This is a genomic window from Marivirga sericea, assembly GCF_900177665.1.
Lineage (GTDB): Bacteria > Bacteroidota > Bacteroidia > Cytophagales > Cyclobacteriaceae > Marivirga > Marivirga sericea.
Window position 1 is genome coordinate 1031030 of sequence record NZ_FXAW01000001.1, and the last position, 25112, is coordinate 1056141.

A 25112-nucleotide genomic window follows, 5' to 3' on the forward strand; every position below is an offset into this window, starting at 1 on the left:
TAATTGCTAAAATTGGTAGGGATTTTCGGGTGATTTCGGTTTTCTATTTATAAGACGAGAACTATGCAGAATGAAGAATTAATAAAAAAATGGCTAAATGATGAGCTGACCCCAGCCGAACAAGAAACTTTTGAGGAATCGGAGGAGTATAAACATTTTTCAAAAATCTGGGATGGACTCGAAGTAGCAAGCCCTCCTTTCTATGATGTAGAAAAGGAGCTCGCGAAATTTAGAGAAAATCAGGCGTCAACCACAAAAGTAATTAAAGTCTCTTGGACTAAGCGACTTGTGGGTATTGCTGCTTCCTTGCTGTTAGTTTCAGTCCTGTCCTATATTCTATTCCAATTTACCAAACAAAACCAAACGCTTTCATTCACAGCCGCGCAAGAAGAACTATACCTACCCGATTCGTCTTTAGTCATCTTAAATAAGGGATCCAAACTGAGCTACTCTCCTGAAAATTGGGCTGCAAAGAGAGCAGTAGAATTGGAAGGTGAAGGTTATTTTAAAGTCAAAACAGGCTCAAAATTTGAAGTTATTGCTGAAGATGGTGTTGTGAGTGTGCTGGGAACTGCCTTCAACGTCAAACAACGTGCTAGCTTCTTCGAAGTGATTTGCCATGAAGGAAAAGTGCGTGTTGCTACGACTCAAGACACTACCCTACTGACCCTTGGAAAAGCTTTTCAGCTAGAAGCTCAGAAAGTGCAACTTTTTGAGGTGACAGCACTAGAGCCCAGTTGGCTAAAGGGAGAAAGCTCATTCCATAAAACTCCTTTATCTGTAGTGATTGACGAATTAGAAAATCAATATGAAATTTCAGTAGATGCGGACCAAGTATCACTTAAGGGTACGTTTACCGGTAGCTTTCCTAATGATAATCTGGAACTAGCCTTAGATGCGATTACTGCCCCTGCTGGTTATACTTATCAAGTATTAAATGACAAAGTAGTATTCACTAGTGAGAATAATTAAACTAACATTTTTTTTATACACTCTACTCCTAGGTTTTGCAATGCCCTCTTTTGCACAAGAATCTTCCCACTTGAGCCTGCGCTCGGTCTTTGAAATCATAGAAAATAGCTATGAAGTACGATTTACCTACCTTGACCAAACCATTGATAATTTTACCCTAGAGGCTCCCCCAAAAAATTTCAGCCTATCACAAACGCTTGACTACCTCAAAAAAAAGACCAATTTAAGCTACGTTTTACTTGAAGATGGATACATCTCCGTACGTTTACCGAAACCATCCTCCACCATTTGTGGGTTTCTAGTTGATGAGGAAAGTAAAAGCCCTATTTCAGACGCACTCATATACAGAGCGGAGCAACGCACCACTACTGACCAAAACGGTTATTTTGAATTAGAAAATGGCCTTGAACAAGAATCCATCTATGCAAGGCATATCAACTACGGCACGCGTAAGATAGCCGCTGAAAATGCAGCAGGAGAATGTGCCACTATATTTCTCTCTGCAAGCATCATCAATTTAGAGGAGATCGTGATCCAAAACTATATCACCAAAGGGATCAGCAAACAAAAAAACGGGACTATCAAAATTGATGTTCAAAACACAGAAATACTGCCTGGCCTTACCGAGGCCGATGTCCTGTTTAGCTTGCAGAACTTACCCGGTATCCAAAGCAGCAAGGAGAATGTAACCGACATCAACATAAGAGGTGGAACTAATGATCAAAACCTCATTCTTTGGGATGGGGTAAGAATGTACCAAACTGGTCATTTCTTTGGCTTGATTTCCGCCATGAACCCGCATATTGTTGATCAAGCTTCGCTTACTAAAAACGGAACTTCAGCATCACTTGGAGAAGGGGTTTCTGGAACCATCCAAGTTGAAACGAAAAAAGCAACTCCAAAAGATTTGCAGATGGAACTTGGCAGTAACCTCATCAATAGTGACCTAGTACTGCAAAGCCCTCTCGGAAAAAAATCCTCCTTATTGCTGGCTTCTAGGCAATCGTTGAATGGTCTTTTTACCACCCCTACCTACAGCCAATATTTCGACCGAGCTTTCAGAGGCACTGACGTAATCAATGAAACAACTGCATCGCCTGTCGTCAATTCTGATGAACGATTTCGCTTTTATGACTTGGCGTTTAAAATACAACATGAGTTCTCTGCAGCGGACAAATTGCAAGTAGGATTTCTGGCAGTAGGGAATTCCTTGGAGTATCAAGAAAATATCACCACAGACAGCAGCCAGATTGCTAGAATCAGCAATTTGGACCAAAACAGCATTTTAGGACATATAAAATATCAGCGACTCTGGTCTGATAAGTTTAAAACAACATTTTTTGCTTCCGTATCGGATTATACGCAACAATCCATCAATTATGATGTGCTCAATGATCAAGAACATGTGCTGGACAACGAAATCTTAGAAACTGCACTGAAAGTAGACGGTACCTACTTTATCAGCAATCAGTTGGATCTGACCGCTGGCATTCAAATTCAAGAAACGGGTATTCTCAATTTTCGCGACATTAATACGCCCGATTTTACATTATTGAGCAAAGAAGTACTGCAGACAAGCAGCTTTTTCTTGGAAGCAAATTCGAGCCCTTTTAGCGGAAGCCATCTCAATCTTGGGCTAAGGGCCAACTACTTTGGTAAGTTTGACAGATTGAGAGTAGAGCCCCGATTATCTTTCTTACAAGAAATAGGCCGTCACCTATCCGTAGAGGTACAGGGAGAAATGAAAAGTCAAACGACAGTTCAAGTCATCGATTTCCAGACGGATTTCCTAGGGGTTGAGAATAGAAAATGGGAATTGGTAAATGAAGAGGATATACCCTTGCTCACGAGCAGCCAGCTGTCCCTTGGGTTGAATTACCAAAGAGATCATTTGCTACTTACTGTAGAAGGATTTACCAAACAGGTGGATGGCGTCATTACCTCAAGTCAGGGCTTTCTTAACCAGTTTCAATACGAACGCGCTCCTGGCAGCTATACTGCGCATGGCTTAGAGTTCTTGATTAATCCTAGATTTGGACGCTTTAACAGCTGGGCTACCTATTCTTATTTAAATAGCGATTACTCCTTCTCCGATTTAATTCCCCCGGTTTTTAGGAATAATTTTGACATTACGCATAACTTATCACTGGGCCTTAGTTATAAGGTAGACAGGCTTGAGCTTTCTTCCGGACTAAATTTCCGATCTGGCTTACCCTTCACTAATGCTTTAGACTTCGACCAGAATCAACAAGAGATCATCTATGACTCACCCAACACAGGAACGCTTGCTCCTTACTTTCGGCTTGACTTTTCAGCAAAATATCATTTCGATATTTCGGCTAAACTTAGGGCAGATGTTGGCTTAGCACTTTGGAACTTGACAAATCGAGACAATGTGATTGCTTCCTTTTATCAGTATGCGGATGAGGAAATTCGCAGAAATAATCAAACCGCACTAGGCCTTACTCCTAACTTGACGCTTCGGCTTTATTACAATAAGAATAGTTAATAAGCTATAAACAAAAAAAAGGAGCCTTATCAGCTCCTTTTAGTTCTTCTTGCTTAGATTTTAAATAATCTTAATCATCATCATTTTCATCATCTTCGTCTTCTTCCTCATCATCATCATCATCATCATCATCATCATCCTCATCGTCATCCTCATCATAGTCGTCTGCGTCCATCGCTTGCTCTATGCGAGAAACGATCAAATTCGCCAACTCTCGATTAGAATCCTCATTGATTCTGATCACACCATCCTCATCTACAACTGCACTGCTGAAATCAATAGCTCCAAAGAGCACATCAAGGTCTAATGTCACCAATACGCTGTTGACCGTTCCTTCATCCACCATAAATCCATTGTCATTCTCCAGTTCCAATTCAAATTCTTCGGAAGTAGTAAATTCCACGAAAGTGGTATCAGTTGAAGACGAATCTGCGAAATAAAACTGAGCAATAAGCGTATGTCCTCCATCTAAGATGTTGTCAAATTCTATTTCAATTTCCTCGTAAACTCCTGGTAGAATAGAAGACAATCCAAAATCAGGCGTACTTTCTCCAGTCAGTAAATTCACTTCAAACCTACCTTCAAATTCGATTTCATTGCTGTCATCGTCTTCATCTTCTCCCATCTGTTCTTCCAGCGTCTCAAATTCTATTTCTGTCACGCCTGCTGTTACTGTAGTAAATACAGGGGTGCTAGCAATTGTCCTCGCATTTGTTAGCGGAGACTGACTAGAAATTGCTCTCATTTCGACATTGGCTTGCGTTTCCAATTGTAAAGTGTCCGTGTCAGATTCACAACTTTGGAAGACCAACACTACTAATAACATCACTACTATTTTGCTTATACTTTTCATGGTTCTTATTATTTAAAAATATTTAAAATATGTATTCGTACTATAATTTTATTCAAAAACAGCTTGCGTGGCCACGTCCAATCTATCCGCAACAGCATCGAAAATTGATGCATTGCTAGAAGAGCTTATCACGATCACACCCTCTGTAAGCCTAGCTTCGTCCAATTGATAGGCAGCAATATCACTGAACCAATCTAAGGCATCGAAAGTAATCTTCCCTACAAGGTCGGCTCCGTCTACAATAGCCACACTGGCCGCGTTCGCTTCAAATACTTCACCACTGTTGAACTCAAAGCGAAGGGGAATATCAGCACCATCAGAATGGGTATAGGTTCCTTCAATGACTACAGAAGGTTCAGCACCATCATCTTGTAACTCTATTCCAAGATTAACACTTGTGTAATTTCCTGCCGGGACTTCAATCACCACCTCAGGGCTCACAGATCCAGTTGCATAATCAATCTCCGCAATCTGCTCGATAGTCCTGCTTACTGACTGATCCGTAGTCTCCCCATCAAAAACGACTTCACGAATAGTGATGGTACCACTCGTAAATCTAAGTTCATTGGCATTGATCATTCGAGCCTCAGCAACTCCTGCAGTGGAGCTTGTGGTTGAAACCTCCAATTTAATGCGGCCACCTGTTGCATCTTCATCATTGCAGCTTGTCAATAGAAGAGCCATTGAAAGACTAAAACCTAACACTAAAAACTTTCGCATTTTCATAATTCTTTTTTTTGTTTTATACCTAGTTTAGATGAAGTGCATCCTATTGCGAGCACTACATCCATAAAACAGAGAGCCATCAAAAATCCCTACCGCCCTCTGAAAAAAAAATATTCAATGCCTCTCCATTCTCAAAAAAGATGGTCTTTTCAATAGGCGTAAAAGTCAAGATTTCTGCTGCTATAACTCAGGAGTTGATGGTAGGGCTTAATTTGAAGTACCTCCCTTTAAAGACGATTTCATTGAGCCTAAAAATATAGCCAGTGCTTTGAAGCAAGTGATTTAGATGGGAAAGAGCAAAGAAAGCCTTGCAGAGAAATGGAATGCTAGCGCCCAAGGTTCAGATCGATATGGAATAAATAGTTAAAGTTGAAATAAATCTAAAAAAACTTCCTTAATTTTGAACAGTGATAAGTTTTATAAGAAATAGCTTCATTAGCAAATGCTTATGGTCTCTCATGAGTCTCTATTTACTGAATCTCAGTGTTGATGCTGTAGATCCGGAAGCTAGTTATATCCCAGAGGACTTATCCTACAATGAGCAAGAAAGCATAGTTGAAATTATAGTAGAAAAAATTCTTGGTTATGAAAATGCTTTCTTAGAAGTTGATGATCAAGATGCAGATGAAAATAATCATCAAAACAATTCATCACTTGATTTCTACCTAAGTCCAATCTCCCTTTCCTCCATTACAAACACTATTGCTATAGAAAGCTCCAAATTATTTAAAGAGTATATTTTAAGATTACCCATCGGTTTCAAGGAAATTGATAATCCTCCCCCTATCTGTTGATTTGTTTTTAAAGGATCTCAAAATCTGAGCAGCACTGCTCAATTACTTAACCTTTTTTATTAAAACAGATCATTCACATGAAATAGTCGTCAGTCCTGCACACCAATCAAATGAATATAACAGGTCATTGAAGGTTGGATAAGTAGACTTTCGAACTTTGACTATTCCATGTGGCAACTTCAAAACAGATATATACACATGAAATCTATTATTTCGTTGATGCTAGTATTTACATTAGCATCACCACTATCTTGCTTTAGTCAAGATACTAATGCCGTAAAAGACAGTATTTACATCCAACAAGTTGAAAACCGTAAAAAGCCTGATAAGGTCTTACATGCTGAACCCTTATACATTGATCTTATTAGAGATTTAGGTGCTAGAAAGGGGGAGAAAGAATGGAATGTAGGACTCGGCTTAACCGATAATCTTCGTTTTGATTCATATGAGGCGCTGATCGAATACGAATGGGCACCTATTGACCGATTAGGGCTAGAAGTAGAATTACCTTTTACTTTCTATTCCCCTATTAGCGAAACGCCCAGAGACTCTATTCCTTCCAATCGTTTAAACAGTATAAAACTAGCGACTCAGTGGTCATTTTTTGTAAATGAAAAATGGGCCACTTCGATGGCAATAGGCTATATCAATGAATTTGAACTAACCGAATTTAGAACTTTCAATTCCCCCTATATTACTGGTAATATCTTCAACCCTTTTCTGGTAATAGCCAAAAGATGGGGCAATAATTTTCATTCCTTGATTTATACCGGACCTCTGATTGAACATCAGTTTAAATCAGAAAACTTAGTATTCAAATACGATGTGAACACTAGTTTCCACTACATGATTACGGGTACCAGAAATTTCATTGGAGTAGAGTTTAACAAATCTGTGGTTCAAAATGACTTTGATTTAACCATAAGACCACAAATCAGAATCGGGATTGCGGATAACCTTTTAATTGGAATTATAGCAGGTATTCCGGTCAGTCGTGAAAACGAAAGGCTAAGTTCTTTTTTGAGATTAATCTGGGAGCCAGCACATAAGAAACACTTATAAACTTATTAGAGCGTGGGCTTTGGTCGCTTTACATTTTATGTGCTGCTCTCAAAGTCTACGCTTAGCATTAAACACAGAAAACATGATTCGACATCCTAAAAAAGAAATTTACTTGACTACTGGCTTAGCTTTAACAGGTAAATCAACATACATTGAGGAAAAACTTAACAATAAAAATTACTTCATCATCGATTATGCCGAAAATTTTTTAAACCTATTTCAATCCTATGATGGCATAAATAGTAATGATAAATCTGAAACTGTTTATGATGAGATTTTAAAAAAGGCAAAGCACAGCTTTGAAGATACTAACTCAACCCTAGTGGTCGAATATTGCACAGGGTTTCATTCATCCACTTTGAAATTGGAAAGATTGATAGATCTCCTAGAAGTTAATAACTGGAAAGTTTATGTAAAGCAAATGCAAATTGGGCTTAATGCCCACCGTTTACAAAAGGCTGCTGAAAATGACCCTAGCTACTGCCCTTCAATGCTGCTGAATGAGCATCATTATAATATTATTACTCGTTTGCTAAAGAGGATAGGATAGTTCGCTTTACAGTGATGGACAGAGATTTTATGCATTACACTTTTTCTAGATGGAATTCGCCATCAAACAATTTGGAAAGGAAACCAGCACCAAAGCTTCCCGCCAATTCCTCAAGAGCCTAAACGGACGCTTTAGCTTGTATGGGGATGATATAAAAAACAATTAATAATTATTGGGCCCCTACAAGATTTATACAACATTATTAGAAAAAAATAATTACGCTTATGTTAAAGTTTGCAAAAGTCGGACATTAATCCGCTAGAAAAAATAGCAGTTTCTGACATGAAAAATGAACGACAAATAATTAATTCAGGCTATTCAGGAATAGTGACGATCTCAAACATCCAATTTTTTTCTGCTTTGAACTTTCTATGAAAATTGGGTTTTTGTAATCCAGCATAAATCAATCCTACACCAGGTATAGTTAAATAAAAGATATTCGGATCCACTAATATACCTAAGGCCACGCCCATTATAGTAGCAACAGAACCTCCATAGACAAATAAAACAGTTGTAAGAATGGAAGTAAAAGCAGGATTACGTTTCAAATATTTAATGTCTGCTAATGCTATTTTTTCATCATCAATTACAATCGAACTATTCTCTACGCTATAGCGACCTGAAAGCTCTTTGCCATCCACTGTTTTAATGAATATTCTTTTATTTTCTTTAAGAACGACCTCTCTTTGCTTGTTCTCTTTAGTTATTCGAATGGCTTTTTGCTCTTGCGCACATAAAATATTCGCAAAGAATATACTGAAAAGGAGGATGAATACGTTTTTCATAATTCAATTCGGTTCATTAATTTTAAAAGTAAGGCATTTTTAGTAGAAATAACTTACTATTCTGGCTCAAAGTATAATTGGAACCATCAGACTTAGCAAGAGCTGAGCTTATCATCTAGAAAAAATTGCTTATTCCGTCATGGCGAGGAACGAAACCATCTTAAGTTAGATATAGCAAACCTTAGATTGCTTCACCCTAAAGGGATTCGCAATGACGGTTGTTGTTGACAGTTTAGATACAAAAAAGCGCTAAAAGACATCCTCATTATTTTTTCATCTTACTCCTTAAAACCTTGCCTATTGCCTCTCCTATCGGTTTAAACTCTTCTGCATTAAACTCATCTGTTTTGGCGTTGTTGCACCAGTAGCAGGAAAGTGCCAAATTACCTTTGACATATCCTTCATTTGGTTTGATCCTATCCACTTCCACAAACCGTCCGCGAGTGGCTAACCTTTTGGTATGAATCTTTTTGGAATCAATTAAAGATGAAATTTCAGACTCTTTAACCTTACAATACGCACAAGATCGATCTACCTCGTCTTCTGCGTAAAACTTGATAAAATCAGATTCTGAAATCAACTTATTTTCTTTAAACTCATTTTTAAACTCAGGTGTAAGTTTAGAATTATTTGAGTACCAACCAGTAATAGCGTCATCTAGATCTTTAATTGTGGAAGTTTCAGTAAAATGGTTTTCACCCTTTGATTCCTGATAAGCTTGAAGACATTTATCAAAATTTGGATCATCATATCTAAAAGCTTTAAAACCTGCCAGATTTACATTCTTTAGTGAAGGGTCACTAAGAAAACATTTGATTAAATAAATATCAAATAACCTGTCAAAAGCCCTATCTAAAATTGACTTAAACCTATTTTTTGCTAAACTTTTGCTCATGATTTTATTTAGTTTTGATCAATTTTCCTAATACAAAAAGATAATCATCTAATTTATAATCTGACTTGAATTTAATTGGAGGGGCTTTCATATTATACCAATTAAGATAATTTTCTATGTGAGCTTCATCATGGTAAGTTAGAACTCCTCTTTTTCTAATATTTTTTAATTCATCAATATCTCCAATATTTTGAAGTGCTAAATAGGCTCTTAGTACATGTTGATCTATTATTGGTTGATCCAATGGATTGTTAACATGACGTGCAAATTGTCTGAATACTATGCCAGTCTTCAATGCCTTTTCTTGACCACAAATTGTTTCGATAAAACTTTTAATTTTACCGTAATCTCCTTGTTTCCATATGATGGAGAGTAATACTTTTTCTAATGCTGTTGAAGCTTGGATATCTTCCTCTAAAAATTCAGATAACTGTTGAACTTCATTTTGTGATATAGATGGGAGAACATCTGGATACTTTTTATTCTTCTTTTCAATTAATTCTTCAAAATCATCATACCACTGAAAATCAGTAATTTTAGTGGGACTGTAGAGCCAACTATTAAAATCTTTTAATAAGCTTTCTACTTCCTCAATTTCCTCGAACTTATCCTTCATGAAATTTATAACTCTGCTTTATTAAACTCATCAAATAATCTAAATCGGTATCTGGAACTATCAAGGCTTCATAATGCCCTAGTCCCCAATGCCCGACATTCGAAACATCTCTGAACATTTCTTTGTGATCATCTAAATCGCCTTGCTTCAAGTTGATTCTCATTTTAAGTTGTTTCTTCTGGATTTCCAGATCACAAAATATTTTTTTGCCCACTTTAAACCCTATATACTGCTTCACAGGATTAATCTCTACCTCATCCAATGCAGTGATTCGTTCTTTTAAGTCAATATACAGCTCTTTAGTAGCCTCTGAAGCTTTTGCTAAATGATCTTCTTCTGTATAGACTTTAATTTCTTCACTGACCTGCTGAGCCCTCTCATCTTTGTTGCTGATGGTATTTACACTTACCTGACTATTAGATTTATGTTGGTTAAACATAATGAGATCTTTCTCATAACGTTTAATTTCCCATAGTTCAAAAGGGAGGTCTTTAAATTCTATGCTTTGTTTTTGGTAGGTAGTAAACTGAGGGGCAATGAATACTACTCTTGATTGACTCCAGTCCACCTCATTTCTTTTTAAAATCTTTCCACTCTGTTCCTGATATTCAAGAATAAAATCAGCCTTGTTGTTCAATAATAAACTTAAATAAGAATAGCCTTGATCAACCACAGAAAAACTCTTGGCTTTTTTATACTCTATGATTACAAAAGCATTGCTTTGTTTATCAAAAGCCAGTGTATCAATTCTTAAGCCATTTAGTTGAAACTCAGTTTTTACAAACTCCAGTCCGAAAAGCATTTGGAGATTACTTTCAGCTATTTGCTGAATATCCTTTTCTAGTTTAAAAGGTTGGCTTTTGATTTCTTTGAGTTGGGATTTGTTTAGGTTATAGAGGTTCATTTCTTCTTGATTTAATTCCATTCAAATAGCCAAGCAAACATATCATTAAGATTGGACTTCTTAAAATCTTCAGTTTTCAAATCTTTCCCCTTAAATCGATAGTATGTTTTCATTTTATCTTCGTAAAACTTAATTGGATCTGGTCCTAGCTGGTTGGTTAAATTAAATGGTAAATTTTTTAAAATAGCATAATCCAATAAATAGCTTTGAGGTTTATCATCTATATTATCTAACCACCAAGTTTCTTTATCAATCCAAATAATATTAAAATACATGATGACTTGCTCATGATTTGATAATTGACCGCGAAGCATTTTAAGATAGTCATACTTTTGTTGCCATGATAAAAAGTCAGTCCTAGCGACATATTTAATCATATGAAATAGATTACGATATAGATGACCTAATTTTGATACATAACCATCAAAAGGATAAAAGTCGGGTTCAAAGGTTTTCTTATTTAAACCTTTGTGTTTGTAGGAATAATTTTCTGTAAGTCTTCTACGGTTACATCTTAAAAACTTCTTTTGATATTTTGTTAATCGCTTACAAAGTATTTTTGATATCTCAAGATATTGACCTTCCATCTCATTGTTACACTTCTTGCCTTCAAAATCAATACCGAAGAACATGTGGTGATAAGCAATCTTTATTAGTTTCTCATGCTTTCTCTTCTGCTTGTCTCTTATCCTATCCAATAATTTATACTTTTTATCAATTTTTTTAAGTTCGCTATAAATAAACCTTATTTCTTCAAACATCTTCACAAAAGCCTTTCTACCTTTGTGCTTTCCCGCTATTTCAATTTCATTAACATTTTCTTTATGTAGATTTAGCATCTGATAATATTTGTTTTCGAAACGCTCAATTTCTGTATCGTTTCTAATTTGCTTATTTGATTGATACTGAACCAGAAAAGCCAAGAAAGTAGTCATCACTGCTGCCAGTCCAATTAATGGAGCAAGAAACCCATTTAAATATGCACCCAAAGCACCTTTCTCACCTAGTTGAAATTTTTCTACACCATCAGGATCATTGAAAATCTGTAACGCGCTATAATATAAAATCAATAGTAATATCGCTAATGTAATAAAAGCCCAAAAGGCTCTAATGGAATATTTTTTCATATTAACCTTTTCCATAAATCTCATAATCTTTAAGCCCTCATTCCTTCCACAAACACCTGCACAAATTCTTTCATTTTGGCAATGATGCGCTCGCCTATGCTTCTGGCTTGTAGCACGCTGGGGCGACTGTCCAGACATTTGAAGACTTCATCTCGAAGAGGTTCTTGCTCATTGTAGATATAAGTCTCAATGAGGGATTTAAACTGGGCGCGGTCTAAGTTTTCCTCCTCGCAGATTTCATTGAGGGCTTTTAGCTTTTGGTCTTCCCAATATTGATCAAAGGCATCAGGAATGTCAGCTGCATCGGCTATCTTCGGTAATTGCTCTTCAATAAATTGCTCTATCAGCTCTCGCTTACTTCGCAATTCCACATCAGCACCCAGCATATCCATGATTTGCTTTTTCTGGCGTGCGGCCTCGCTTTTGCTGCTGGTTTTCAGCTGACCTAATAATTTCAGGATGTAATTCACATTGATTTCATCCCGGTGAATCAATTCCAACTCAAAATCTACATCCTGTAATATGGATACCTTTTCTTTGCTCTGGCTATCCGCTTTCACCTTATCTTTCAAATCGAGGTATTTGCTGCTATAGTCGGCAAAGGATTGCTCATCCATCGGCAAATCGTCCCATTCAAAATCAGTATAGGAAGTCAATACATTTTTCACACGCATCAGCGCCCTAAACGCTTGCACAAAAGCCATCTCATCTACTTCAGACTTCAAATTATCGACACTTCTCACAGTGGGAGCTGCCTTCAATAAATCTGCAAATGCATTGCTGAATTGCTCCAAAACATCTTCATAAGGTGGAAGGGTAATCTCTTCTAGGGCTTCCTTATTCGAAAATAAGGTGATCGCTTCATCAGTAGCCTTCTTAAGGTTTCGGAATGCCAAAATATTCCCTTGTGATTTTACCTCGTTGATTATGCGGTTGGTACGGGAATAGGCTTGAATCAAACCATGATAGCGAAGATTTTTATCTACGTAAAGTGTATTCACCATTTTGGCATCAAAACCTGTCAAAAACATATTCACCACTAAGAGAATATCCAAGCGGTCTCGATCCTGAAAATCTGTTTTCTCGCGTTTCTTTAAGCGCTTGCTGATGTCTTCGAAATAGTTCTCAAATTGCTTGCTGTCCTTGGTGGTAAAAGCACTACCATAGAGTTGATTGTAATCTTGAATAAACTTCTCCAGTTTATCTCGCTTATGACTACTCACATAACTCAGCTCAGGCTCTGCTGCCATTGGCATATCGCCCGGCATTTGGCCTGTAGCTTCCGAATCCTCTTCATTTGGTGCATAGCTAAAGATGGTGGCTACTCTTAAATCATGTTCGCCTGCCGTGCGCTTCGCTTCAAAAAGCTCATAGTATTGAATAAGGCTTTCTATGCTGCTGACGGCAAAAATGGCAGAATAATCTCTCCCGTGGGTTTTTACATCATGGTATTGAATAATGTAATCCGTGATTTTAGAGAGCCTTTCCGGTGATTCAATAACTTCTTGCTTGTCAATATCCTCGACTTCTATGTCTAATAAAGTATTACCTTTCTTTTTGTACTTCCCGACATATTCAATCCCGAACTTCAACACATTCTGATCCCGGATGGCATCGGTGATTACATATTTATGCAAGCATTTTTCAAATAGGTCTTTGGTCGTCCGTTTGCCTAGTTCATTCTTAGCAGCATTATCAGCAAAAATTGGCGTTCCCGTAAAGCCAAACAGCTGATTCTTATGAAAGAATTTCACAATCCTGTGATGTGTTTCTCCAAACTGTGACCGATGGCACTCATCAAAAATGAAAACGATTCGTTTATCTTGCAGGGCTTCCATCTTTTTCAAATGCCGCTGGTTGGTAATGGCATTGTTCAGCTTTTGGATGGTCGTCAGGACAAGCTTGGTGTCATCAGTGAATTGTTTCACCAGCGAAGCTGTATTATTGGTTACGTCAACGCTCCCCTTTTTAAAGCTATTGAATTCTTTTTTAGTCTGGTAATCCAAATCCTTTCGGTCGACCACAAAAACCACCTTGTGCACCTGCGGAAGATCCATAATGATCTGGCTGGCTTTGAAGGAGGTTAGGGTTTTGCCTGAGCCTGTGGTATGCCAGATGTATCCATTCTCAGTAGAATTTTCTACCCTCTCAATAATAGCCTCCACTGCATTGAACTGATAAGGCCGAAGCACCATCATGATTTTATTAGCTTCGCTCATCACAATGTAATGCGCAATCATCCGGCTAAGCTGTTCGGTAGTTAAAAGGCTTTTCGTAAAAGCCATCAGCTCGGTAATCCGTCTATTTTGACTGTCCGCCCAATAAAAGGTTTGCTTAAAGGACTGTAATTTATTGTTCGCTAAGTATTTCGTATTGATACCATTACTAATGATAAACAACTGCACATATTGAAATAAGCCATAATTGCTCCAAAAAGAATGTTTTTGATAGCGGTTGATTTGATTAAAGGCTTCTTTCATTTCCAGGCCCTTTCGCTTTAGTTCTGTCTGAACCAAAGGCAAACCATTGACTAAAATGGTGACATCATAACGATTTTTATAGGTACCCTCTTGGGTGATCTGGTGGGTGACTTGGAAATAATTACGGGAAGTCTGCTCACTATCGAAGAATTGTAGGTAAACCGTTTCCTCTTCCCGTATGAGTGCATAGCGATCTCTTAGGGTTTTGGCCTTTTCGAATACATTTCCTTTCTCCAGGTGAATCAGTACTTGTTCAAATTCTTTTTGACTTAAACTTACTTTGTTAAATCGCTCTAGTTGGACTTTTAGATTGGAAAGAAGTGCTTCTCCATTTTGGATGCTGACTTTTTCGTAACCCAGCTGGGAAAGGGTTTCTATAAATTGCTGTTCTAAATGTGCTTCTGGTTGAGTGCTCATAGTACGGTTTGAATATAGGTGAATTTTTAAAGAATTCTATCGTACTATAGGGTTTTTCGATGAATGGAGGCTCTTATTTGGTTAGTGTGAGCAATTATGGTTTGAGATTGCTTCGTCCTGCGTCCTCGCAATGACGATGTTACTAAGAACAAAGTGGAATATTAGCGTCTACGTCATTGCGAGGAACGAAGCAATCCTGTGGCAAGAGCAGCAAGCTTTAGATTGCTTCACCCTAAAGGCATCTGTCTTTTACAGATAAATTCGCAATGACGGTAATTAATGGCACTGAAGTATAAGCACACTAGAAAGCCTGAATCGTGCGTCATTGCGAGTGCAACGAAGCAATCTTATCGTTTGGAAGTCAATACGAGATTGCTGCGGTCATGCCTCCCTCGCGATGACGGGAGTAAAAGCGGGATTGCCACATTCCGCTGCGCTTCATTCGCAATGACGGTCCTATTTCCGTGCGTCATTGCGAGGAACGAAGCAATCTCATGGTCCCTCTCAATGACGGTAGTCTACAAATATTACCACTCCTTTACTTTCTCAAACAAGTCATTCCATTCTGGATTCATAGATTCGATTAAAGCAATTTTCTTGGCTCTGGAGCCTCCTTTGATTTGTTTTTCTCGGGCTATAGCTTCCTCTATGTCATGAAAGGATTCGAAGTAGACCAGTTTATTACAATTGTACTTTGCTGTAAAGCTTTTTGGGTGTATTTTTTGTTTATGCTCTACTACCCGGCTGTACAAGTCAGAGGTGACACCTGTATATAAGGTGCTATGAGACTTGTTTGCCATAATGTATATTGCACCACCTTTTACCATAATACCAAGTTAGGAAACTTTTAGGTTTTCATAAACATTGCACATCTGCTTCATGCATCACTGGAAGGTTTGTTAAGTGCGTCATTGCGAGTTTATCTGCCCATCCGGCAGGGTAAGAAGCAATCTTATGGTAGGAGTAGCAAGCATTAGATTGCTTCACCCTAAAGGGATTCGCAATGACGGTAATTAATGGCATTGAAGTATAAGTACAATAGAAAGCCTGAATCTTGCGTCATTGCGAGTGAAACGAAGCAATCTCATGGTAAGAATAGCAAGCTGTTGATTGCTTCGCCCTAAAGGGACTCGCATGACGGTAATTAATGGCATTGCCGATTATAATCAAGTATTGACTGCGAATTCCGTGCGTCATTGCGAGTGCAAGGAAGCAATCTCATGGTAGGAATAGCAAACTGAGGATTGCTTCACCCTGAAGGGATTCGCAATGAAGGTAATCAATGGCACTGAAGTTTATAATCAAGTATTCATTGGGGATTTCCATGCGTCATTGCGAGTGAAACGAAGCAATCTTATGGTAGGAGTAGCAAGCATTAGATTGCTTCGCCCTAAAGGGACTCGCAATGACGCTCTGAAAAATTATTGAATACTATTTGGAAGGGCTATAAAAACAAAAGACTCACCCTGGGACGCTGTTCTACGGGTAGCGTGGTGAGTACTGTTAATTCAAATGTCATACAATTTGAATTCATATCAAAATATTTGCTAAATATTAAGATTGCTTCACCTCATAGGCATTAACAATGACGAAAGCTAAGGTGAGATTGCTTCGGTCGTGCCTCCCCTGTCTGCCGACAGGCAGGCTCGCAATGACGGTCGTAAATTAAACAAACATCTTTTGCAATAAGCCTTTTTTAAAGCGTTGGGCTTGGCTGATTTGCTGCTCCACCCCTGCTATTTTAGCATCTAAAGCAGATAAGTAATTGGCTATTTTTTGTTGTTCCCTTATTGATGGATACTTAAATTTTAGTTTAGAAAATTCAGTTTTATTTATCTGGGGGACTGCTTGAACTCCGGCTAGCAACTTTATTTTCTTTCCATTTAAAAGCAATAGATAATAAATAAAGTCATTTTCATAATCATCTAATCCTTCTACAGCATTAATTTGTTGATTGGTGATACATTCTTTTCCAGCCTGAGCAACTTTACCAATTGTTGAACCTATGCATACAAATAAGACAGAGCCTTTATTAATCTTCCTACCTTTGTTTAATCCTTCCTCCGTAAGTTTAGCTTTAGTATTATTTACAATTCTGTTTTCAGATACATCTGCAGGAGAAACAAAAAGTTTATCACCATCATAAAATTTCCTTTCGTTTGTAGGTGGAGTACTACCAGTAATTATTTTACTTATATTCCCCAACTTCTTCTCTTCCCAATGAGGAAAATCATTGCCATTATCATCTTTAAAGCGGATTTCTGGTACTTGTCCGCCAGCTGGTGGAAAAAGCTTTTGCATCATGCCCTTTTTGTATTGCCCCAATAGCTCCTTTTTGCGGCTTAGCTGGCTAATCTTTTCATCCACCGCAGACAAAAAAGACGCTATTTTTTCTTGTTCGGGGAGGGAGGGAATGTTTAATTTAATATTTCTTAAATCTTCAACACCGACATTTGACTGGTTTCCTGTACCTCCTTTTGATTCATTGAAGAAAGAATAATAGAACCGAGAGGTTTTAATTAAATTGTTTATAAAGTCTCCATCACTAATTTTCTCTTTAAACCTTAGGCATACTAACCTTTGATTAAGCAGAAATTTATTATTCTCAGGAATCACAACAGAATATCCATAATCTTTCTTTCCAACGGTTCCTGTCAAGGTTAAAATGATATCTTTTTCTCGTAACAGTGATTTCTTCTCCTTCTTACTAATTTTTTCCCAATATGAAGGACTTCTATCTAATTGTAATTTACTTTTATAAACATTAGACATTTTAATGATTTGAAAATTGCTCCTGTCGCTTTTCATTTCATTGCTTTTGAAAGCATACCCTGAAATAAATTCAATATAATCGGAAAGTTTAGATTCTTTCCATGCTCCCTCAAACTCCTTAAACCTTAATTCAGGCACCATTTTTTCAGTCGTTTTCATCCTCATCCTACTTTAAAATGGGCTTTCAACACCTAACTCCTTGCAATAATCCGCTATGGTCTGGTCGGTGCTTTTCATATCCTTTTCCAAGCCTTTCAACTCTTGGGCTACAGCGGTTAAGTCCACTGGCTCTTCTTCTTCAAAGGTATCCACATAGCGCGGTATGTTCAGGTTGTAGTCGTTCTCCGCTATTTCTTGCAAGCTGGCTACATAGCTGTATTTGTCTTCAGCCTTGCGCTCTCGGTAGGTATCAATAATTTTAGTGAGGTCTTCTTCCCGCAGGTAATTCTGGGTTTTTACCTTCTCAAAATGCTGGCTGGCATCTATAAACAGCACATCTTTTTCATGTGTCCGTTGTTTTTTCAATACCAACACACAAGTAGGAATACTGGTGCCATAAAAAATATTAGCGGGCAGGCCTATTACGGCATCGAGGTAATTTTTGTCTTTAATTAAATATTCTCTGATATGCCCCTCGGCTGCGCCTCTAAACAAAACCCCATGCGGTAATACGCAGGCCATGTTGCCATCCTCAGACAATTGGTGTACCATATGCTGCACAAAGGCGAAATCGGCCTTACTGCTTGGGGCTAATTTGCCATAAGCAGAAAAGCGGTCGTCATTAATCACCGCATCAGGATTCCACTTGGCAGAAAATGGCGGATTGGCTACAATGGCTTCAAAGCGCTCATCGATATGCTGCGGCTGCTCTAAGGTATTTTCATTTTTAATATCGAATCTACGGTAATGCACAGCATGCATAATCATGTTCATTCGGCATAAGTTGTAAGTGGTAGGGTTCATCTCCTGCCCGTAGAACTTGCCTACTTCTTTCACCTGTTTAGACACACGCAGCAATAGCGAACCAGAACCACAGGTAGGGTCATAAACACTTTTCAGCTTTTCTTTGCCGGTGGTGACCATGGCTGCCAACAGCTTACTGACTTGTTGCGGAGTATAAAACTCACCTGCCTTCTTCCCTGCCCCACTGGCAAATTGCCCGATGAGGTATTCGTAAGCATCACCCAATACATCGGCTTCGCTGTCTTCCAACTTAAAGTCGATTTGCTCCAAATGGCTCATGACTTTCACAATCAACTCATTTTTGGCATTTTCCGTCTTCCCTAGCTTGCTGCTAGTCAAGTCCAAATCTTCAAAAAGGTTATCGAAGTCTTCCTCACTGTCCGTCCCCATGGTACTCTGGGCGATGTTGTTCAGCACCTTAGTAAGGTCGTCAAGAATAAATTTGCTCTTGCCGTCTGCATTGCCTCTTGCCCCCAACTGGTAAAACAGCTCCGATGGCTTAAGAAAGTATCCCAATGCCTCCAATGCTTCTGCTTTAATGGCTTCCAGGTACTCTTGCCCTTCTGGACTCTCCTCTTTTATATCATCATAAGTCAGCTTGTCTGGAGCCAGAATTTCATTGGCATAGATTTCCATTTTCCTGCTTAAGTACTTATAGAAGATAAAGCCCAAGATGTAATCCCGAAAATCATCGGCATCCATTTTTCCTCTGAGGGTATTGGCAATATTCCAGAGTTGCTGTTCTAAGCGTTGTTTTTCTTCAGTCATAGGGTTTGGTTCAGCTAAGGATGGCAGATCATCCAATTTGCAGGGGCTAATTTAAGGGAAAATGATTGTTGGAAAAGCTAAAGGCGGGTAAAAGTTTGGTAGCATTTTATACTAGTCAGTATTGTATTTAGTTTTGCAAGTTTGCAAATTGCAAACTATTTATTATATTTGTCAAACTTAAATTAAACAAAACAATTATGAAAATCGAAAAAATGAACATCGGCAGAATTAAATTTAAAGAACGGAATGAAAATTATTACAAAGAGAACCTTAGCCAGTGCCATAGAAGAGCATCCCGAAATCAAAACGAGTATCAATCTATGGATTGTTAAAGTTAAAGAGGCTAATTGGGATCGGCCAACTGATGTAAAGCATGACTTTTCAAAAGCTAGAACAATCAAAAATAATCGAATTGTATTTAATATAAACAAAAACGATTATAGATTAATTGTTAAAGTAAACTATCCGCTAAAGTTAGTTTACATCAAATTTATCGATACACATTCAGCATACGATAAAATAGATCCAGAAACAGTAAATAATTATTAAAAGAGAAAGAAATTGGTAGAACAATTACCATATCCAAAAGAAATAATCAAGCCAATCAGAAATGAAGCTGATTATGATGCTGCATTAAGCAAAATTGAGAAGCTTATGGATGCAGTACCCGGAACTCCTGAATATGATCTATTAGAAGTATTAAGTCTTTTGGTAGAAAAATATGAGGATGATCATTATGTTTTCGATTTACCTTCCCCTATTGAAGCTATTAAGTATGTAATGGAAGAAGAAAATCTTTCACCCACCGATTTAGGAAAAATAGTTGGCGGTAAATCTATGGCTTCACTTATTTTGAATAGGAAGAGAAAACTAAGTCTTAATATGATCAGAAAATTAAGTCAAGAATTGAAAATTCCTGAAAAAGTACTGGTTCAGGACTATGAGCTTGCCTAAAACTTTAGTAAGTAAACGCTCCTGAAGCAAGCGCATCACTTTTGCTTTCAAAAGTAAATGGAATGCGTTCGATTAAACTGACTCGTCTTAAAATTACCTTCCAGTTTTACATTGTGGTCCTAAAAAAACTTCACTGTGAGTGATAATCTATATATTCATATAAAGCCTTGAAAAATCAATCGCTCCCTGCTCTCCTTCCCCACTCACCAGTTTTTTCGATAACACCTACATACTTAGGATGCTTTTTATGATTAATCATTTATATTTACGGTATAAGCATCTCAGAACGAAAGCTATTTAATCTTAAATTTTCTCAGGCTTAGTTGCTGTTATAAAAGCTATAATGACCACTTTCATCTCATTTTATACTGATTAGCGTGCATTTATTAAAAAAAACACTGCTAATTTGTTTCATCAAACATGAACCTAACTAACTGAAAATTAGAAAATTTACCCAGAACCATTAATCCGTATTAAAATGAAAAAAAACAATATCTCTTTCAAATCAATCTTTCAAAAAACAGCTAAATATTTCTTCGACTTTTTGGTTGTATTTATCGGTGTATTCTTAGCATTTTGGTTAAATTCAAGAAAGGAAGAACAAAATAAAATAGACCAGCAAACTCAGATTTACCGGGCAATTTATACCGATTTAAAATCTTTTTATGGCTCAGGAAGGGTCGAAAACCCTAACGGCTTTATTATTTTTTTTACGGATTGTAAAAATGAGTTAGATAGTCTTGTCGCCATTAAGAAAGTTCCACCATACGTTCAGTTTACTGGCGATTATTGGCAATTAGAAATAATCAACTCCCTATTAATGAGCGGTCAGTTAAAAGACTTAGATCCCGACATGTTGAGGGCATTAGTTCAATTCAATACGGCACACCAAAATTTTTTAGGTGAAATAGAAGGCTTTAACCATGACTATGTAGCTTATATTACCCAGGAGTATGATAAAGGGCTTGATAATCTATATCAGCCTGAATCAAACCAACTAAAAGAAACCTCAAAAATTCCATTGACCCGTCTAAATACCATCATAGAATTTGCTGAGAGTTTGGTGCCTGCTGCTAAGGTTGTCACTATTGAGCTTAATGAAGAGTTTCAATTTGAGAAATAGTAAAGCGACACAACAACGGCCAAAGCTGAGGTGAGAAAGAAACGGAATTAACGCAACTATAGAAGGTTCCTGTGATTAAATCAATCGTTTTAATCAAAGGATTTAAGGTTTCCTAAGTCAGGAAGGGTGATTAAGGCTCAGGAAGATACTGTAAAACTGTAAAGTTAAATCAGGACGAGACAGTAGCAGGCACTCCTCAAAGCAAAAGGCCTAGAAGCAACAAAAAAGCCCCTCAAAAATTAATTTGAGAGGCTTTTCAAGATAAATTAGTACACCCGAAGGGAGTCGAACCCCCAACCCTCGGAGCCGAAATCCGATACTCTATCCAGTTGAGCTACGGGTGCATTTCTAATTAAGAATTAGTGAATTACGAATTACGAATTTTAGTATTGCCATTCGTAATTCGTAATTATTCAATTCGTAATTAATTAAGCTAAAGCTTCTTTTACTCTTTCTGCTGCATCTTTCAATACGATAGCAGAAGTTACTTTTAAGCCTGATTCCTGTATGATTTTAGCACCTTCCTCAGCATTAGTACCTTGTAGTCTAACAATGATCGGCAAATCTAATCCGTCAATGTTTTTGTAAGCTTCTACCACACCTTTGGCAACTCGGTCACAACGAACAATTCCACCAAAGATATTGATCAAGATCGCTTTTACATTAGGATCTTTAGTAATGATTCTAAAGCCAGCTTCTACAGTCTGTGCGTTTGCACTACCGCCAACATCCAGGAAATTAGCGGGTTCACCACCAGATAATTTGATGATATCCATAGTAGCCATTGCTAAACCTGCTCCGTTCACCATACAACCCACATCACCGTCTAACTTCACATAGTTTAAGCCTGATTCACTTGCTTCTACTTCAGCAGGATCTTCCTCGCTCTTATCTCTCATTTCTGCTATATCCTTATGACGGTATAGTGCAGAATCATCTATATCAACTTTAGCATCTACTGCTAAAATCTTATTGTCTGATGTTTTTAATACCGGGTTAATTTCAAACATTGATGAGTCTGTTGCATCATAAGCAGCATACAATGAATGAATGAATTTCACCATATTTTTGAAGGCCTCGCCTTCTAGCCCTAATTTGAAGGCTACTTTTCTAGCCTGGAAACCTTGTAAGCCAACACGAGGATCAATCCACTCCTTGAAAATTTTCTCAGGTGTATTTTCTGCAACATCTTCAATATCAACTCCACCTTCAGTAGAAGCCATGATTACATTACATCCTTTCGCTCTATCCAATAAAATACCTACATAATATTCCTTAGGCTCATTTTCTCCTGGATAATACACATCCTCTGCTACCAATAATTTGCTAACGAGCTTACCTTCTTCTCCGGTTTGATGCGTCACCAATGTACCTCCTAAGATGGCTTTGGATTTCGGTGCTACTTCATCTAAGCTTTTAGCTAATACAACTCCATTAGAATCAGTTTCCTTTACTTTTCCTTTACCTCTTCCTCCAGCATGGATTTGCGCTTTTAGCACATACCATTCAGTTCCCGTCTCTGCATTGAGCTTTTTAGCTGCTTCCGTAGCTTCTTCCGGTGTACTGGCAACAATTCCTTTTTGAATGGTTACTCCGTACTTTTCAAGTATTCCTTTGGCTTGATATTCGTGTATGTTCATTCTTGGATAATTTTTCTGCGAATGTACGGCAATAAATATTATTATTCAACCAGAATCGCCAATTACGAATTACAAATTTGAAAATTATGAGTTTTACGCATTATAGCCCAGCCACTTAATCCGCTAACAAATTCAAGACCTAAATTTCTCGAATCTAAAATCTAGTTTCTTGTTTCTAGTTTCTAGTTTCTCTTTATCTTTGAGCCATGAGCATTTTAAGCGCAAAAAATATTCAAAAGCACTATGGCGAGCTAAAGGTTTTAGATGGCATTGATTTTCAGTTAGATGCGGCTAAGATTTGCGCTATTGTTGGACCAAGTGGCGCTGGAAAAAGTACTCTGCTCCATATATTGGGTACCTTAGACCAGGCTGACTTTGGTGAACTATATTTCAATGGTGAGGATATTAGTCAATTAAAAGGAAGTAAATTATCGAGTTTTAGAAATAATGCTATTGGCTTTATATTTCAATTTCATAATCTGTTGCCCGAATTCACGGCAGAAGAAAATATTTTGATTCCTGCTTACATTTCCAAAAAGGAAGAAAAGGAATCTATGCAAAGAGCTCAAGAATTGATGAAGATCTTAGGTATAGAGGCCAGAGCCCAACACAAACCAGGGCAGCTCAGTGGTGGTGAACAGCAAAGAGTAGCAGTTGCCCGCGCCCTCATGAACAATCCTTCTATTGTTTTTGCGGATGAGCCTAGTGGTAATTTAGATTCCAAAAATGCGGAGGAACTTCATTCCTTATTTCTAAAATTAAGAGATGAATTAGGTCAGGCTTTCGTAATCGTTACGCATAATAAAGAGCTCGCTGCGATCTCTGATGAGCGACATGAGATGAAAGACGGAAAATTAGCGCGATTAGATTGAGTTGGCAAGTTGGCAGGTTTCCAAGTTGACAGGTTTGCAAGTTTTCAGATTTTCAGGTTGGCTATCCGGCCAGTTAAATTGAATCTTATTTCTTGACTCTACAATCTCAATTCAAAATTCATAATTCGTAATTCATAATTCATAATTCTTCTAAGTATTTCCCCTACATCATAATTCCGTTTTCTGCTGATTTTTAGAATGGTAAAGCACCCCATCTTTACATTATCATTCATCAAAACAAGATCATCATGAAACATTTACTTAGCATCTCAGCACTATTAGTACTTCTAATGTCTATGAATTTAAGCTTGAACGCTCAAGATGTTTACTTCTCACAGTTTTATGCTACTCCTATCTATCTAAACAGCGCTCTGGCAGGTTCTGAAGGAAACCCAAGATTAACCTTGGCTCACAGACAACAGTGGAGTAATTTAAGTGCTTATAATGCTTCCTACTTTTCTTTCGACTCTCCTTTAGGAAAACAATCAGGATTGGCCATTCACGCATTAAATGATCAGCAAATGGATAGAGTGATCAATAATAATGCAGTCGGAACTACGCTTTCTCATAGAATTGAACTAAACAATAGAGCCGTAATTGGTGGTGGAATATCTCTAAACTATTTCCAGAAATCTTTTAACTGGAGCCAACTAACTTTTGAAGATCAAATGGTGGCAGGAAGCAGCAATCGCTACCCAACTGCCGAAAGATTTGGTCAATCTAGATCCCAGATGTTCGATGTAGGAGTTGGATTTATATATGCTGCTGAAAATCTAGTTGCAGGCATAAACGTTTCTCATATCAATACCCCCAAAGAAAGATTCAATCCAGAATCTGACGCCATTTTACCAAGAAGATATACAGCGCATATAGCTTACAGCTTTCAAAAATACGCTTACAGCAAAAAGTCCTATTCCTTTACTCCTTCCATTGTGTATGAAAATCAAGCGAGCATGGACTATTTGAATGTGGGAGGCTATTGGAATAATAACTTTCTGACAATAGGAAGCTGGTACAGAATTAAACAAGCCTTGGTTTTTACATTGGGATTATCTTTCCAACAATTTAACATAGGCTACAGCTACGATCATAGCATGCAAAATGCACAAGTTAATTATGGCGCGACTAATGAATTTACGATGTCTTACAGGTTTCAGTGGAAAGGCAAAGACCCCAGTAAAAACTATAAAGGAAAATGTCCCGACCTCTATAAAAACTTGAGATAATTTAAAAATATTTGAGGAGTGATGACCTCAAATGATGGATGATGATGAGTTGGGTAGATTGCGTAGGCAATCTGCCCTTTTCCTTTCCTAAACAACTCAATAGC

Annotated in this window: 23 protein-coding genes and 1 tRNA gene; 10 read left to right on the forward strand and 14 right to left on the reverse strand. The window is 37.6% G+C overall.

Features of this window, described 5'->3' with window-relative positions; genetic code table 11:
• The first annotated feature begins 63 nt into the window (after positions 1–63).
• Together B9Y84_RS04220 and B9Y84_RS04225 are read left to right on the forward strand one after the other, a co-directional pair.
• On the forward strand, positions 64–972 hold the full coding sequence (locus B9Y84_RS04220) for a FecR family protein (RefSeq protein WP_085515833.1): 909 nt from the start codon (positions 64–66) through the stop codon (positions 970–972).
• Positions 959–3481, forward strand: a complete 2523-nt coding sequence (locus B9Y84_RS04225; protein ID WP_139827935.1) for a TonB-dependent receptor — start codon at positions 959–961, stop codon at positions 3479–3481. The genes B9Y84_RS04220 and B9Y84_RS04225 overlap by 14 nt, the downstream gene beginning before the upstream one ends.
• 70 nt (positions 3482–3551) lie before the next feature.
• Here B9Y84_RS04225 and B9Y84_RS20540 read toward each other — a convergent pair whose 3' ends face one another.
• Both B9Y84_RS20540 and B9Y84_RS04235 read right to left on the reverse strand, forming a co-directional pair.
• Complete coding sequence (locus tag B9Y84_RS20540) at positions 3552–4334, reverse strand: hypothetical protein (RefSeq protein WP_176223667.1); 783 nt, start codon at positions 4332–4334, stop codon at positions 3552–3554.
• Positions 4335–4382: 48 nt separating this feature from the next.
• Positions 4383–5054 carry a hypothetical protein gene (locus tag B9Y84_RS04235; RefSeq protein ID WP_139827936.1) on the reverse strand — a complete coding sequence of 224 codons (672 nt, stop codon included), beginning with the start codon at positions 5052–5054 and terminating at the stop codon, positions 4383–4385.
• A 464-nt stretch (positions 5055–5518) separates the two neighbouring features.
• On the opposite strand from B9Y84_RS04235, the gene B9Y84_RS04240 reads away from it, so the two are divergent.
• The 3 genes from B9Y84_RS04240 (at position 5519) to B9Y84_RS04250 (ending at position 7466) form a co-directional block, all read left to right on the forward strand.
• The gene (locus tag B9Y84_RS04240; RefSeq protein ID WP_085515836.1) at positions 5519–5854 is read left to right on the forward strand and encodes a hypothetical protein; all 336 of its coding nucleotides are present in this window, start codon (positions 5519–5521) and stop codon (positions 5852–5854) included.
• A 198-nt stretch (positions 5855–6052) separates the two neighbouring features.
• Positions 6053–6916, forward strand: a complete 864-nt coding sequence (locus B9Y84_RS04245) for an HAEPLYID family protein (RefSeq protein ID WP_176223704.1) — start codon at positions 6053–6055, stop codon at positions 6914–6916.
• An 82-nt stretch (positions 6917–6998) separates the two neighbouring features.
• Positions 6999–7466, forward strand: coding sequence for a hypothetical protein (locus B9Y84_RS04250; protein ID WP_085515838.1), 468 nt, complete (start codon positions 6999–7001; stop codon positions 7464–7466).
• A 314-nt stretch (positions 7467–7780) separates the two neighbouring features.
• Here B9Y84_RS04250 and B9Y84_RS04255 read toward each other — a convergent pair whose 3' ends face one another.
• From B9Y84_RS04255 to B9Y84_RS04295, 10 genes are all read right to left on the reverse strand, one after another.
• Positions 7781–8251 (reverse strand): hypothetical protein, encoded by a 471-nt coding sequence (locus tag B9Y84_RS04255; RefSeq protein WP_085515839.1) that lies wholly within the window; start codon positions 8249–8251, stop codon positions 7781–7783.
• A 265-nt stretch (positions 8252–8516) separates the two neighbouring features.
• Complete coding sequence (locus B9Y84_RS04260) at positions 8517–9146, reverse strand: hypothetical protein (RefSeq protein WP_085515840.1); 630 nt, start codon at positions 9144–9146, stop codon at positions 8517–8519.
• Between the two features lie 4 nt (positions 9147–9150).
• Complete coding sequence (locus B9Y84_RS04265) at positions 9151–9762, reverse strand: hypothetical protein (protein WP_085515841.1); 612 nt, start codon at positions 9760–9762, stop codon at positions 9151–9153.
• Complete coding sequence (locus B9Y84_RS04270) at positions 9752–10666, reverse strand: DUF5655 domain-containing protein (RefSeq protein ID WP_085516036.1); 915 nt, start codon at positions 10664–10666, stop codon at positions 9752–9754. Before B9Y84_RS04270 ends, B9Y84_RS04265 begins: the two co-directional genes overlap by 11 nt.
• 11 nt (positions 10667–10677) lie before the next feature.
• The gene (locus tag B9Y84_RS04275; protein WP_176223705.1) at positions 10678–11793 is read right to left on the reverse strand and encodes a putative phage abortive infection protein; all 1116 of its coding nucleotides are present in this window, start codon (positions 11791–11793) and stop codon (positions 10678–10680) included.
• Between the two features lie 29 nt (positions 11794–11822).
• On the reverse strand, positions 11823–14690 hold the full coding sequence (locus B9Y84_RS04280) for a type I restriction endonuclease subunit R (protein WP_085515843.1): 2868 nt from the start codon (positions 14688–14690) through the stop codon (positions 11823–11825).
• Between the two features lie 527 nt (positions 14691–15217).
• Positions 15218–15490, reverse strand: coding sequence for a GIY-YIG nuclease family protein (locus tag B9Y84_RS04285; RefSeq protein WP_245830816.1), 273 nt, complete (start codon positions 15488–15490; stop codon positions 15218–15220).
• A gap of 55 nt (positions 15491–15545) precedes the next feature.
• On the reverse strand, positions 15546–15713 hold the full coding sequence (locus B9Y84_RS20545) for a hypothetical protein (protein WP_176223706.1): 168 nt from the start codon (positions 15711–15713) through the stop codon (positions 15546–15548).
• A 642-nt stretch (positions 15714–16355) separates the two neighbouring features.
• Positions 16356–17621 carry a restriction endonuclease subunit S gene (locus B9Y84_RS04290; protein WP_176223707.1) on the reverse strand — a complete coding sequence of 422 codons (1266 nt, stop codon included), beginning with the start codon at positions 17619–17621 and terminating at the stop codon, positions 16356–16358.
• A gap of 12 nt (positions 17622–17633) precedes the next feature.
• Positions 17634–19193, reverse strand: a complete 1560-nt coding sequence (locus tag B9Y84_RS04295) for a type I restriction-modification system subunit M (protein ID WP_085516037.1) — start codon at positions 19191–19193, stop codon at positions 17634–17636.
• Positions 19194–19439: 246 nt separating this feature from the next.
• On the opposite strand from B9Y84_RS04295, the gene B9Y84_RS04300 reads away from it, so the two are divergent.
• The 3 genes from B9Y84_RS04300 (at position 19440) to B9Y84_RS04310 (ending at position 21270) form a co-directional block, all read left to right on the forward strand.
• Positions 19440–19742, forward strand: coding sequence for a type II toxin-antitoxin system HigB family toxin (locus B9Y84_RS04300; RefSeq protein ID WP_085515846.1), 303 nt, complete (start codon positions 19440–19442; stop codon positions 19740–19742).
• A 12-nt stretch (positions 19743–19754) separates the two neighbouring features.
• On the forward strand, positions 19755–20147 hold the full coding sequence (locus B9Y84_RS04305) for a helix-turn-helix domain-containing protein (RefSeq protein WP_245830817.1): 393 nt from the start codon (positions 19755–19757) through the stop codon (positions 20145–20147).
• A 478-nt stretch (positions 20148–20625) separates the two neighbouring features.
• Positions 20626–21270 (forward strand): hypothetical protein, encoded by a 645-nt coding sequence (locus B9Y84_RS04310; protein ID WP_085515847.1) that lies wholly within the window; start codon positions 20626–20628, stop codon positions 21268–21270.
• Positions 21271–21540: 270 nt separating this feature from the next.
• Here the strand turns inward: B9Y84_RS04310 and B9Y84_RS04315 are convergent.
• A tRNA-Arg gene (locus B9Y84_RS04315) sits at positions 21541–21614 on the reverse strand.
• Positions 21615–21698: 84 nt separating this feature from the next.
• Positions 21699–22910: an ADP-forming succinate--CoA ligase subunit beta gene (sucC, locus tag B9Y84_RS04320; protein WP_085515848.1), complete on the reverse strand. Its 1212-nt coding sequence runs from the start codon at positions 22908–22910 to the stop codon at positions 21699–21701.
• Positions 22911–23122: 212 nt separating this feature from the next.
• Here sucC and B9Y84_RS04325 point away from each other — a divergent pair, with 212 nt between their 5' ends.
• Both B9Y84_RS04325 and B9Y84_RS04330 read left to right on the forward strand, forming a co-directional pair.
• Entirely contained in the window at positions 23123–23782 is a 660-nt protein-coding gene (locus tag B9Y84_RS04325) for an ABC transporter ATP-binding protein (RefSeq protein WP_176223724.1), read from the forward strand.
• A gap of 248 nt (positions 23783–24030) precedes the next feature.
• Positions 24031–25008 (forward strand): PorP/SprF family type IX secretion system membrane protein, encoded by a 978-nt coding sequence (locus B9Y84_RS04330; RefSeq protein WP_085515850.1) that lies wholly within the window; start codon positions 24031–24033, stop codon positions 25006–25008.
• Positions 25009–25112: the final 104 nt, after the last annotated feature.